The organism is Paenibacillus gallinarum (assembly GCF_014836635.1).
In the GTDB taxonomy this organism is placed as follows: domain Bacteria; phylum Bacillota; class Bacilli; order Paenibacillales; family Paenibacillaceae; genus Paenibacillus; species Paenibacillus gallinarum.
Genome location: NZ_JACSQL010000003.1, coordinates 98433 through 110704 on the forward strand (window position 1 = coordinate 98433; position 12272 = coordinate 110704).

At 40.7% G+C, this 12272-nt stretch carries 13 protein-coding genes and 1 pseudogene; 11 read left to right on the forward strand and 3 right to left on the reverse strand.

Features of this window, described 5'->3' with window-relative positions; translation table 11 throughout:
- Nucleotides 1–59: 59 nt before the first annotated feature.
- Nucleotides 60–338 (reverse strand): YesK family protein, encoded by a 279-nt coding sequence (locus H9647_RS09610; protein ID WP_191799558.1) that lies wholly within the window; start codon nt 336–338, stop codon nt 60–62.
- A 159-nt stretch (nt 339–497) separates the two neighbouring features.
- Here H9647_RS09610 and H9647_RS09615 point away from each other — a divergent pair, with 159 nt between their 5' ends.
- From H9647_RS09615 to H9647_RS09625, 3 genes are all read left to right on the forward strand, one after another.
- Nucleotides 498–1352 (forward strand): serine/threonine protein kinase, encoded by an 855-nt coding sequence (locus tag H9647_RS09615; protein WP_191799559.1) that lies wholly within the window; start codon nt 498–500, stop codon nt 1350–1352.
- A 381-nt stretch (nt 1353–1733) separates the two neighbouring features.
- The gene (locus H9647_RS09620) at nt 1734–2660 is read left to right on the forward strand and encodes an AEC family transporter (protein ID WP_191799560.1); all 927 of its coding nucleotides are present in this window, start codon (nt 1734–1736) and stop codon (nt 2658–2660) included.
- A gap of 151 nt (nt 2661–2811) precedes the next feature.
- A complete protein-coding gene (locus H9647_RS09625) occupies nt 2812–3669 on the forward strand; it encodes a chemotaxis protein (protein ID WP_191799561.1) in 858 nt (285 codons plus the stop codon).
- Between the two features lie 87 nt (nt 3670–3756).
- On the opposite strand, the gene H9647_RS09630 is transcribed toward H9647_RS09625, so the two are convergent.
- A complete protein-coding gene (locus H9647_RS09630; protein WP_191799562.1) occupies nt 3757–5064 on the reverse strand; it encodes an MFS transporter in 1308 nt (435 codons plus the stop codon).
- Nucleotides 5065–5127: 63 nt separating this feature from the next.
- Here H9647_RS09630 and H9647_RS09635 point away from each other — a divergent pair, with 63 nt between their 5' ends.
- The 6 genes and pseudogenes from H9647_RS09635 (at nt 5128) to H9647_RS09660 (ending at nt 10077) form a co-directional block, all read left to right on the forward strand.
- Nucleotides 5128–6063, forward strand: coding sequence for a S66 peptidase family protein (locus H9647_RS09635; protein WP_404822609.1), 936 nt, complete (start codon nt 5128–5130; stop codon nt 6061–6063).
- 127 nt (nt 6064–6190) lie between these two features.
- Entirely contained in the window at nt 6191–7273 is a 1083-nt protein-coding gene (locus tag H9647_RS09640) for a DUF1835 domain-containing protein (RefSeq protein ID WP_191799563.1), read from the forward strand.
- Nucleotides 7274–7296: 23 nt separating this feature from the next.
- Nucleotides 7297–8151: a DUF1835 domain-containing protein gene (locus H9647_RS09645; RefSeq protein WP_191799564.1), complete on the forward strand. Its 855-nt coding sequence runs from the start codon at nt 7297–7299 to the stop codon at nt 8149–8151.
- 59 nt (nt 8152–8210) lie between these two features.
- Nucleotides 8211–8327 (forward strand): annotated as a pseudogene (locus H9647_RS09650) (YkgJ family cysteine cluster protein); the annotation flags it as partial.
- Between the two features lie 230 nt (nt 8328–8557).
- Nucleotides 8558–8968, forward strand: a complete 411-nt coding sequence (locus H9647_RS09655) for a GntR family transcriptional regulator (RefSeq protein ID WP_191799565.1) — start codon at nt 8558–8560, stop codon at nt 8966–8968.
- Between the two features lie 5 nt (nt 8969–8973).
- On the forward strand, nt 8974–10077 hold the full coding sequence (locus H9647_RS09660) for a DUF1648 domain-containing protein (protein ID WP_191799566.1): 1104 nt from the start codon (nt 8974–8976) through the stop codon (nt 10075–10077).
- Between the two features lie 94 nt (nt 10078–10171).
- Here the strand turns inward: H9647_RS09660 and H9647_RS09665 are convergent, their stop codons facing one another.
- The gene (locus H9647_RS09665; RefSeq protein WP_191799567.1) at nt 10172–10951 is read right to left on the reverse strand and encodes a sporulation protein; all 780 of its coding nucleotides are present in this window, start codon (nt 10949–10951) and stop codon (nt 10172–10174) included.
- A 262-nt stretch (nt 10952–11213) separates the two neighbouring features.
- Here H9647_RS09665 and H9647_RS09670 point away from each other — a divergent pair, with 262 nt between their 5' ends.
- Both H9647_RS09670 and bshB2 read left to right on the forward strand, forming a co-directional pair.
- Entirely contained in the window at nt 11214–11558 is a 345-nt protein-coding gene (locus H9647_RS09670) for a YojF family protein (RefSeq protein ID WP_191799568.1), read from the forward strand.
- Nucleotides 11559–11573: 15 nt separating this feature from the next.
- Complete coding sequence (gene bshB2, locus H9647_RS09675) at nt 11574–12230, forward strand: bacillithiol biosynthesis deacetylase BshB2 (protein ID WP_191799569.1); 657 nt, start codon at nt 11574–11576, stop codon at nt 12228–12230.
- Nucleotides 12231–12272: the final 42 nt, after the last annotated feature.

Here is a 12272-nt window from a genome sequence, read left to right on the forward strand (position 1 = left end):
CCAGCATGCATGCCTTAGATAAGGTTTGCGTGCCGGCTTTTTTAGGTTTGAGAACCTATTTATGACTTCTTTTTCGAGTATTTTTTCAGAATTAGATTCATTAATATCGCAGAAATCGAAGGAATGAGCAGGTGAACTCCAATTGCAGAAATATAAAGCCCATTCCATGCTCCTACTATGAAACCGGAAACAACGATAACAATCGAAATAATGAAAATCCTACCGAATACCGTTTTGTTCATGTCTTTCTTCGTGTTCCTTTTGATATCCATACGGTGGAATAAAAATGATAAGAGGATCGAACATGCGACTAGTAGCAAAACGAAATCGAGTTCCAATAAGCCACTCCCGTTCTATGTATTATAAATAATAATTGAAGGTGGTACCATTTTAGAATGTTTATACATAAGAGGTCAAGGATACATTTACAAGCATGCTATAATGATGGATAGGAAATTCTCTTTAAGAGAGCCAGTTTACCTTGAGGAGGTAATTTATTGCTACGTCTTTATTCAACCATTCATTCTTTCATTTCTGCTTGGCGTGACGATCCTCGTGAGAAAGGGGCCTGCTTAGGACAGCGTTACGAAGTGCAAGAGATTCTTGGTGAAGGAAGTTACGGGATTACATATAAGTGTCTAGATTATACAACAGGTAAAGAGGTAGCCGTGAAACAAGCAAGACCTAGCAAAGGTGACTACGCAGTGAAGCTTCTATTTCAAGAAGCAGAGATCATTAGTGAGCTTCAGCATCCGGATATCCCCGCTTTTATCGATTTTTTTAAAGAGAAGGGAAGAAGTTATCTTGTCATGTCCTATATGGAAGGGGATACGCTGGAAGATCTGATCTTTGGACAGGGAATAAAGTATGATGAAAAACAAACGGTTCTCATTACACTTCAGCTGCTTCATCTCGTGAAATATGTTCATAAACAAGGTTACGTCCATCTCGATCTACGTATTCCTAATGTTCTTTTTCATGGTGGAAGATTGCTGCTGATTGATTTTGGTCTGGCACGTAAAATAGGAACAGCTCCGTTGTTACCTAAATCTTCTTTTTTTGCGAGGCTTTCCGCTCAGCGTAGAAGCAGTACGGGAAAGGTAGCAAACGAACAAGCGGATCTGTATGATATCGGTCACTTTATGTTATTTATGCTTTATTCCACGTATGAAGTGGCGGAAATGGAAATGGAGATGAATCCTCATACTCCTCATACGGAGCAGAGCTGGCAGGAGGAACTTCGTCTTAGTGCAGATGTGAAACTTATTATTGAGCGTCTTCTTGAAAATGAACAGCCGTTTCATCGATCTGATGAACTGATAACAGCGTTAGAAGCGATGATTTTCACATAAAAAAATCCCTCTTTAATAGAGGGCGTGTGATGATTTTTAGCTTGAACTATATTTTCTACTCTTATAATAACCATGTCCTTGTTTTCCATGTTTATATTTTTGATCAGAGGAAGATCCGCGGTATCTAGGTGCGCGGTGAGAGCTACTGAACCGTCTAGAATATTTCTTTGCTGAGCTGCTATAATACCTTTTCCCTTTACTACGGCCAGTAGATCGAAGAAATTTATCAATAAGCTTCCTTAACATATCGTGTACACCCTTTCGTTACCACTTTTTAACCATCACCCAATCTATACGCTTAAAAAAATGATTGCGTTTCATATTTTACTATTATCTTTCTTTCCCCATTCTTAGGTCTTCCATCTGGAGGTTTTTTCAGTTATGAATTTGTTTTTCTCGATCCTGCTTAATAACGTAATCCCTCTTTTTTTAGTCATGACGATTGGATTCATCGTCCAGCGAACGAGAGGACTCGATATCAAGACACTATCAAATATCAATTTTTATATTTTATCACCTGCCGTTGTTTTTAATCTCCTGTACACAACGGATATTTCGATGTCATTGTTTGGACAAGTAATGGGCTTTTTTGTTCTGTTTATGCTCATGCAATATGTCCTTTGTTCCCTTGTTATTAAACTCCTCAGACTCGAAGGCGGTATGCCGGCGGCGATGAGGAACAGCGTATTGTTTGCCAATAGTGCTAACTATGGACTCCCTATTAATGAGCTTGCTTTTTCGGGTAATCCTTTAACACTCGGAGTTCAGGTGATTATCCTGATGCTGCAGTCGTTTTTACCCAATACCTATGGAATCTACAGCGTGAATGCACATCAGGTGAATAGAAAAAGAATCTGGCGAACCATTGCCGGCCAACCTGTTATTTATGCGATCCCACTCGCATTTTCACTCCGTTTACTCGGTGTTGAGCTCCCAAGTACGATTCAAATCCCGCTTAATTATTTGTATGCTGCCTTTATCGGGATGGCCCTTCTAACACTTGGTGTGCAGCTGGGAGCTATGAAATGGACGTTTGCAAAAAAGGGGAGTCTGAGTGTAGCCATCTCCGTCGCTATGAGACTTATTGGGGGCCCTCTATTAGCGGCACTCACAGTGCTGCTTCTTGGTATCGATGGGCTGGTTGCAAAAGCGCTTATCGTATCATCCTCTGTACCGACGTCGCTCAGCAGCATGATTCTGGCTGTTCAGTTCGACAATGAACCGGAATTTTCATCTCAGACGGTCTTTTTTTCGACACTTCTGAGTACGCTGACAGTAACAGGGACGATTGCGCTTTTAAACATCTAAATGAGTTTGAAAAATAAGGACTTGAGGCATTTACCTTATTTATCCATATTGTATATAATCGAGGGGAACCGTAAATACCCAGTACATCTGCTATGCTATCAAGTCATTAGCCTTATCTTTATATTTTAAAGATGGGAAGGAGTGAAGCGAGATGCAAAAGATTGGGGTTATCGTTATTCATGGTCTCGGCCTCCAGAATAAGGAGTTTGCATTCAAGTTCATAAAAAAACTAGATCATGCCTTTGCCGGTATGATGAATGTATCTTCTTCCAAACCTTACATTGATATTGAACCTGTGTACTGGGGAGATGTTTTCGGTGATCATGAGGATCGGATTTATCGTGACCTGGTTGTAAATAAAAAACTGCGATACAAAAAGCTTAGACGATACTTACTGTATTATCTAGCCGATGCTGTTGCTTATCAACCTGTAGATACGAACGGACATAATTACGATGCGGTCCATCAATCCATAAGTAATGCACTCCACTGTTTATCCCAGCGTATAGGTAATACGGCTCCCCTTTTCGTTGTTTCCCATAGTTTAGGCACCGTGATTGCTAGTAATTTTTTCTATGATCTGCAGTTTATTTCAAGACACTCTCCAGGAGTTATTGATACCTCTTCTCCGTTGGAGCGGGGGGAAACACTGACTCATTTTTATTCACTCGGGACTACATTGCCTCTCTGGAGCCTTCGCTATCGTGATTTTAGTAAACCGATTCGGATTCCTGCATTAGAAGGAAAAGATTTATATCCTGGCCTTGAAGGAGAATGGGTTAACTTTTATGACAAAGATGATATATTAGGTTATCCTCTACGTGAGATTGATCCCGCTTATGAGAAGGCTGTTAAAGCCGATGTAAGTATTAATGTCGGAAACTTACTGACTTCTTGGAATCCATTCTGTCACACGAGTTATATGAGAGATAAAAAAGTCGTAAATCACATTGCTGATCGGCTGGCAGTCGCCTATCGTTATATGAATACTGAGTTTCCTCAGCGGTAAATGATAAAAGAAAAAGCAATGACAAGGCTTCTCGAAAGGTAGAAGTCCTGGCCATTGCTTTTTTATATGCTGGTGTTTTCGTTTATTTTACTCAGCCGCACCTTGGTTTAACGAAGCCTTATACGGTATCGATTTACGTTTATCACGTAACATAAGATAGAAGAAAGCAGAAGCCGTCACATAGAGGAGACCTGTAATCGTGAAAGTAATAGCATATCCTTGATAGCTGCCGAAGGTGGTCACAAGATAAGATTGAACAGGACCCATCGTAGCCCACCCTGTCATAAAAGCGGTCTGCATGAGAGAATTGGCAATACCTCTCCTTTTTTCAGACACATGATCAATTAATAGGGAAGAAAAAATAGGATTTGCTGCATTCATTAAAGCTTGTCTAAACAGGAAAGTCACGGACGCCATAACAAGTGAATAGGTGTATCCTGTGAATAAAAGAAACGGAAGAGAAAGAATTTGAAATATAACGACTGCTTTAACCGGTCCGACTTTGTTTGCGAGCGAAGGACCAATCATCATCGATACGATGGTCATGATTTGCCCAAGCGAGATCAGGATACTCATCAGACTAAGGCTGATATCAAATCTGTCGGTAAAGTAAAGGTTTAAGTAAGGGACGACAAGACCTGAACCTGTTCCGATTAACAGTTGGGTAAAGAAAAACAGACGGATGAATTTCCAATCGGAAGCAGAAGATTTTTGATTATGTATTTCTATTTGTGCGGAGTCAAGATCAAGCTGTTTAGGAAGTAGGGCAAGCTGTTTATTATGTATAGCTGATTCTCTAACAAAAAATAAAGGTAACGTTCCTAAAACAGTAGCCATTCCGCCAATGAGAAGAACATACTGTAGGCTTGATACACTGCTCATTCCTGCTGATTTCAGTACATCCGCGAGAATGCCTCCGCCAAGACTTCCGATGACTTGTGCTGCAAGTACAAGCGAGGCATGAATACTGAACAATCTTAGTCTATTGTTTTTCGTTACATTGGCTGCAAGGAAAGGAATAGCTAGTACTTGAAAGAAGGAAGCAAATATACCAGAAGAAGCAGCAAGAAAGAGGATACTGGTTTCACCTTCCACAAAAGAGCGTCCCATAAACGTCATTCCACTACACAACGCCCCTATAACGAGAATAGGTTTACGGCTCATCTTGTCTCCCATCAGTCCGATGGGAATAAATAGGAGTGCAGTAGCAATAGACTGAATACTAATAACCCTGCCGTTCATCGAGACATCAAATCCGAGATCTTGAATGTACAGATTATACAGAACGGAAAACATCCCACCACCCATCTGATAAAGTATATTGGCAAGGAAAAAAAGCTGGATATTACGAGGCCAGCTTGTAATCTCTGCTTTGATATTGCGCCAAAGTGTCATGTAGAAGCCTCCTGTATTTTCTATTAAGAACTGGAAAAGAAGGAAAGTCAAGGTTGCGAGAGGATGAGGAATATGGATATTGTCTATCCAGCGAAACTTAGTCCGGGAGATCTGATAGGAATTACCGCACTAGCCAGTTATGCAGATCCAGTGGAAATGCTAAGGGCCACAGCATATTTTACTGGAATGGGTCTTAGAGTGGAGATCGGTCAAAGTATATTTCGTCAGTATGGTTACTTAGCAGGAACGGATGAGGAAAGGGCCAAGGAATTAAACGATATGTTTCAGAATCCGGAGATTAAGGCCATCATTTGTGCACGCGGAGGATATGGGACAGCGCGAATTGCGGATTTACTTGATTATGATAGCATTAAGCTTAACCCTAAAATTTTCTGGGGGTTCAGTGACATCACCTTTTTACATCAGGCGATATATAAGAATACGGGACTCATTACTTTTCATGGTCCGATGCTGTCATCCTTAAACGATAGTCCGCTTCATCCTCTTACGCTAGCGGGATTCCAACAATTGTTCTCGCCCATAGTGATGGAGTATACCGAAGAGATTTCTACACTGACTTCCATTGTGGAGGGGACAGCAAGCGGAGTCGTTGTTGGCGGGAACTTGTCGCTCATCGTATCCAGTCTGGGTACACCTTATGAAATAGATACTCGAAATAAACTTCTGCTCATCGAAGAGATTAGGGAAGAGCCATACCGAATTGACCGAATGCTGGGGCAATTACTGCAAGCAGGAAAACTGACGGAGGCTTCAGGCATTATTGTTGGGAATTTTCATGAGTGTGTGCCGGATACGAATAAATCTTCATTTACTTGTGAGGAAGTTTTGACTCACTATTTGAAAAAAGCAGATCGGCCTGCGCTGACAGGTTTTGATATTGGACATTGTTCTCCAAACATTGCAATCCCGCTGGGTCTCGAAGCAGAACTTTCTACAGAAAAGAAATCGCTTATATGGAAGAAACCTGCTGTAATTTGATCATATATGAGCTTTTTTGCTTATGAAGAAGGAAAAAGAAGCGTCCATAGCGTAGCTATTATAGATAAATAGCGTAATGTCAATTAGAGGTTCCATCTAGAACTGTGCGCCAAAAGGGGAGAGTAGGGTGAAAGATCAATTTGCAAATGAGGTTGGGTTAATGAAGCCGGATGAACTGGAGCGATTTGTACAATTTGTATTGCAAGCGTGTAAAACAGAGCAAGATGAAGACGGAACCCATCGTACTATGCTTGCTGCGAAAATAACCAGTGAGTGGAATGATGCACTTGTGAAATCGCAGATTCATTCTTTTTCGGAAGAAGGGGCTCCCGAACATATTCATATTGTACCCAGTTCGTCAGCTGAAGGACTGCTCAAAGTTTCTTTATCTGAAGCAGGAGTACCTCGAAATTATGTGGTGTTTAGTATAGAGGATAATCTCTCTATTGGACCTCTCTCGGATCTGGTGGGACGTCAAGAGGAAATGGAAAGAATGAGGTGGCTAACAAACGAGCTGGGTCACTATTATTTCCTTTTCCACCGCCATAATTATATTTCTTCCATTCAGCCTGTTCTGGAGCAAATTCCTGCTGATAAAGTAATTACAATCTGGATTGGAAACACGGCTCATGAGCAGATTTTTCTGAGACTCATGCTATATATTCTACGAGACGTACAGGCAGAAGTAAGAGTGATCAATGCGGTAGATTCGTCTCATATGTTAGAGAGTCAAGATAATAAGGGAAAGAGATCTGCAGAAGGGGAAGAAGATGAAAGGGTAGTGGCATTCGGACAGATGGACTCTAAGAAAGTAGTGTCACTTATCCTGCATGGGATTCCTTATTTGCTATCAGATAAAGAGAAAAAAGAATATGTAGAAGAATGGCTTCAGTTTTCAAGAAGAGAAGAGAAACTTCGGATTTGGCGGCAGGGCGAATTTCAGTTTCTGCCGATCGATGCTTATGATGAACGAATCATGAGCGTAATTAATGAGATTTATAACAGTATAGATACCATCGATGATGACTACAAGAAAGGAGACTATATCAAAGCAGGATATTTCGCAGGAATGTTAATGGATCATTATCCTGAGTTAACGAGTGATATGTTCTTTGAATACCGAATCCGAGAACTCATTGGTAAGAGAAGACTTGATTTTATAGGAGCACCTACTGCTCTCTATCGCTTTTATATCAAACCGACAAAATGAATTGAAAAAGAGGTGGACAGCCCTTGACCAATCAGCATGTACATATCATGTTTGGGATGGAAGAACAAGGAATTTTGAAAGCGGCTCTTCACAAGGCAGAGATAAGACATAACCATAAAGTGATTTCATTTAATGACTGGTTTGCTTATGGACCGCTAAAGCAGCTTCATCTAGAAGAAGGAGAAAAACAACGGACTCGCTGGCTATCCGCTCGGTTGTCTAATTATGAGCCATTGTATACCTATAATCCAGATCATCAGACGGGAAGAGTAGTAGAGACGATTCAATCACTGTCAGAGGAGACGAATGTAACTCTATGGCATGGGAATCATGCACACGATCAAATTGGTATTAGGTTTGTACTTTCGCTCCTTAGAGATCGAAAGATGAATATGAAGCTTGTGAATCCGATCCAGAAGGAATCAAACATTGTAGGTAATGTTCATACGAATCCCGTGAATTTGGCACAATTGAAAGCTTCTGATTATACTCCGTTTCTACATAAAATGGATGAATTCAATTTACTTACACAAGAAGAGATAAATGCTTTTGTATTAGACTGGGAGCAGATTTCAAACGATCCTGCTCTTTTTCGGATATGGGAGAATGACCATGTAAAATTATGTTCAGAAGATGCACTGGATCAAGATCTGCGGAATGTAATCATAGAACAGTCTTCTTTATATCCAGATCAGTATGTACCTGCTTCTAAAGTAGTAAGTGAAGTAGTAAGAAAAAGAGAAGGTTACTCTCTTCGCAAAGATTTTTTAGAGTATCGCCTGCGTTCACTTATTCAAGAGAAACAGCTTCTTTTTAAAGGAGCACCAGGGCAACTCCATCGGTATCGTGTGAAGTGGGAAATGGAGGAAGTAATATAAAGATCACGTTTGCCTACACTTGTATTGGTAAGCTTCATTTAATGAGGTGGTGATGCATAATGGAATGCAGGACAGGCTGTGGTGCATGTTGTATCGTGATCTCCATTACCTCTTCAATTCCAGGAATGCCAGATGGCAAACCAGCAGGTATGAGGTGTATTCAACTTACAGATGACTTCTCCCCATTGACGTAGAGAGGGTAGTCGAATCCTATCAATATAAATATTTAATGAAAAGCGCTGGATGCCGTTAGGCTGATTCAGCGTTTTTTTGTAATTCAGAAAAGATAAAATCAACAATTCTCTCACAACATGAACAGTCATTTGTTTATTTACATATATATTATATATCTGTTATACTACAAATATAACAGATACATGAAGAGAAATGGAGGTGCAAACCGTTCATGATCATTGAACTTGATATGCAATCAGATATACCCATCTACACTCAGCTGACGAATCAGATTATTGAGGGAATCGCCAGCGGCAGTCTAAAGCCTGGAGAAGCGTTACCTTCTGTACGGAGCCTGGCATCGGATATCGGCATTAATTTGCACACAGTGAACAAAGCTTATCAGCTTCTTAAGCAAGAGGATTATATCCATATTCATCGCCAGAAAGGTGTCGTTGTGAATCCAAACGGTATGCCAGAGGCCAATAAGGAATTTAGTGATAAACAAAATGCACAGATTAGACCGCTGATTGCTGAGGCCATTTTAAGAGGGGTTACCCTGGAAGAAATGAAGGAAATGATGGAGCGTATATATCAAGAGATTGAGCCGCCCGTGAATAAAGCGGATAATAAAAAGGAGTGATAGGCATGTCGGGTATTTATTTTGTCTTGCTGATTACGTTGTTTTTACCGATGGTATTTCTTACGTCATTCATCCCTTATTTCACAAGGCAGACAGAAAGTTTTGGGATTACGGTGAGTGAAAAAGTATTCCATAGTGCTGATTTGAAAAGGATGCGTAAAGGGTATGCGGTTAGCAATTTTGTAATTCAATCTATTCTTGCTGTATTCGCCATGGCAATGACGGTTAGGAGTTCGGATTCTGCTAATGTTTCGGCCATGTGGATCATGATCTATGTACTCATAAGTATTGTGACTCAGTTTATAACCATGATTTACTTTCATAAGAAAATGAAAAAGTATAAAGCGGAACGTTTAACGGATATGAAAATTCCCCAAGCGAAGTTAACGATTGATATGAACTTCCGTAAACAAAAACTGGTGATCTCTAAAAAGTGGTATTTGATTCATGTGGTCCTGATTATAGTGACTTTTATTTTCACACTGGTGAATTACGATCTGTTTCCTGACAAAATTGTGATGCAATATGATTTCCAGGGAAATCCAACAACGATCAAAGACAAGACGCTCGGTACTGTATTTATGCCAGTCGTTATGCAGATCATGATGACACTGCTGTTTATGTTTATCAATACGGTCATTTATCGAAGTAAACAACAAGTAGATACGGAGCATCCAGAAGTGTCTTTGGAGAAAAATCGAATCTTTCGGCTACGGAATTCGGTCTTTAATTTATTTGCTTCTCTCATGCTACTCTTGCTGTTTAGCTTTATGCAATTCCAAATGTTATATCCAGTAGATCCAGTGATATTAGCTACTGTCAGCATTTCAGTCGTTGTTCTTATCTTAGCCGGTACAGGTATTTTATATGTCACGACGGGTCAGGGAGGAAGCAGAGTCAAGTCGCCTGTGGCACCTTCTTCAAAACCTCCGCGAGACGATGATCAGAACTGGAAGCTCGGGATGTTTTATTTTAATCCTCAGGATCCTTCGTTATTTGTAGAAAAGAGAATGGGGTATGGGTGGACGATTAACCATGCAAGACCACTGGCCTGGATTATTTTCGGTGGAATCATTGGGTCGATCGTGCTTGTAAGTGTCCTATTATAAATAAACAAACGTTCAGTCTATCTAAATTAAAAAACGCTAGTATCTCTCTATATTAGAGCAGACACTAGCGTTTTTTTTGTATATCGTATTTTAGTTAGAGGCGAGTTTGTTCCTCAATCACGCGTTCAATCTGTTCAGCGATGTGGGAAGCACCTTGAGCAATGTCAGCATGATCGAAGTAAAGACGAATATGACGTTCATCCAGATCAAAAGCTTGTTCAAAAAATCCCATGAGGCCTCGTGCTCTCCGGTCAACCTCTACAAGCACATGAATACCTTCTTCATCCAGGTTCATCATCAGTTCCAGCTCATGAACGCGCCCAGCGAACCGGGAACTTGGATAGTATTCAAATTCTTGTACGAAAGGAACTCCGCGTCCCAGCTTTGTAGCATGTTCACAAGTAGAGGATTTGAAATGGAATCCTAAATATTCAACTGCTTCAAAAACAGCATCCATATAGAAGTGAGGCTCCACTTTAATCGCATCATGATCTGTTGGATCAATGGCCATTTCAATATCAAGGCCTGTACTTAACCACACGGGCTGTCCGCCATAAGTAACAGGGGTCTCAAGAGGAAGCGGAAAACTAAAAGGAATCTCTATCTTTTCTCCACTGCGTAGAAGCAGGCGATCCGAGACATCAAAGCAGGCTAGTGTATGTTTGTATTCCGATTTTCGATCGTTTTGTTCTCTTATATAGCGGGTCATCAGCTGAATGTAAATGCGTTCAATTTCTTGATCCACGTGGCCTCCTTGAATGCGAACGACACCTTTCACTGTTTCACCGGGTACATAAGATACTTTCTCAAGTAAAGTGTCAATCTCAGCAGAACCGATGCCTACCTTTGCAAGCATTTTGTTAAAAAAAGACATAAATGAAAAGCCTCCTTATGATTATAAATGGTTTAATCCTATTACGTATCAGATCATCCCTTTGTTTCATCTTTAGATACAGCTATATATACCGATTTGACAGGTATGAAACGAACCGTCATTAAAAATACGCAGATTGATTTTGTTTTCCCTGTTTTTTGAGATATACTGCTATATGTAGTGTGCACCACGATTTGATAGAAACCACCCATTATACCTAACAAGGTATGATAGATTCGTAGAAGTTACCGGAGGTATCATCATGCAGTTAATTAATAAGGCATTGGTACAAGAACAGCTGGACCGATATGCAAACGAAGACTTATATCTTCATATGGAACTTACAATGGGAGCTTATGCAGCCCATAATGATAGCTCGAAGCATCCTGCTTCGAACTTTATTAAGAATATACCGGTTCGATATTCAAGAGGCACGATTGAGGGGGATACTTACTATCGTGTTGGTTTAAAGATTAATGATGGATGGGTATACACGGAAGGACTTACCCACTGGGAAGAAAATGAAGAAGGACGTGTACTGCTTGCAGGTCATGACGCAGAAGGGCGCCTCATTGTATCTTTGCTGCTCAGCAGAACATTGTTTTAGAAAGAGGGGTTCTTTATGGAACAAAAACGTATTCTAGTCGTATTACCGCATCCGGATGATGAATCATTTGGTATGTCAGGAACACTTGCTAAATTGATTAATGAAGAAGGGGCAGTGGTTACTTATGCATGTCTCACACTCGGTGAGATGGCTCGAAATATGGGGAACCCGCCCGTTGCTAACCGTATTACACTACCAGCGATTCGCAAGGAAGAGCTCAAGCAGTCTTGCCGTGCGATCGGCATTCAAGATCTAAGAATGCTTGGCTTCCACGATAAAACGATTGAATTTGAAGATCGCGATCTTTTGGATGGTGCGATATCAGCACTGATTGAGGAGCTGAATCCGTCGATCATCTTTACGTTCTATCCGGGGTATAGCGTACACCCAGATCATGATGCTACAGGAGCTGCTGTGGTGCGTGTTGTGGAAGCACTGGAAGAAGACAGACGTCCAGCCATTCAGTGTGTTGCTTTCTCGAATGGTCATAAAGAAGCACTCGGCGAGCCGGATGTATCTTACGATATTCGGAATTTCAAGCTCAATAAAGTTCAGTCCATTCAGGCTCACAGCTCACAGTTCCGCATTTTGTCGGGGGATTCTCTGCTGAAAGACAAACAGTTTCAGAAACGTTTGGAGACGGAATATTTTTGGACTTATCCTGTAAAATAAGATTGTTTAAAAAGATTTTTATAGCATGTCAAAACCTCCTGC

Excerpts from the sequence above, each read along its gene's own strand:
- H9647_RS09660 (WP_191799566.1), top strand. The coding sequence starts at position 8,974 with ATGTCGGGTATTTATTTTGTCTTGCTGATTACGTTGTTTTTACCGATG.
- H9647_RS09670 (WP_191799568.1), top strand. The coding sequence starts at position 11,214 with ATGCAGTTAATTAATAAGGCATTGGTACAAGAACAGCTGGACCGATAT.
- H9647_RS09665 (WP_191799567.1), bottom strand. The coding sequence starts at position 10,951 with ATGTCTTTTTTTAACAAAATGCTTGCAAAGGTAGGCATCGGTTCTGCT.
- H9647_RS09635 (WP_404822609.1), top strand. The coding sequence starts at position 5,128 with ATGAGGAATATGGATATTGTCTATCCAGCGAAACTTAGTCCGGGAGAT.
- H9647_RS09620 (WP_191799560.1), top strand. The coding sequence starts at position 1,734 with ATGAATTTGTTTTTCTCGATCCTGCTTAATAACGTAATCCCTCTTTTT.
- H9647_RS09630 (WP_191799562.1), bottom strand. The coding sequence starts at position 5,064 with ATGACACTTTGGCGCAATATCAAAGCAGAGATTACAAGCTGGCCTCGT.
- bshB2 (WP_191799569.1), top strand. The coding sequence starts at position 11,574 with ATGGAACAAAAACGTATTCTAGTCGTATTACCGCATCCGGATGATGAA.
- H9647_RS09625 (WP_191799561.1), top strand. The coding sequence starts at position 2,812 with ATGCAAAAGATTGGGGTTATCGTTATTCATGGTCTCGGCCTCCAGAAT.
- H9647_RS09655 (WP_191799565.1), top strand. The coding sequence starts at position 8,558 with ATGATCATTGAACTTGATATGCAATCAGATATACCCATCTACACTCAG.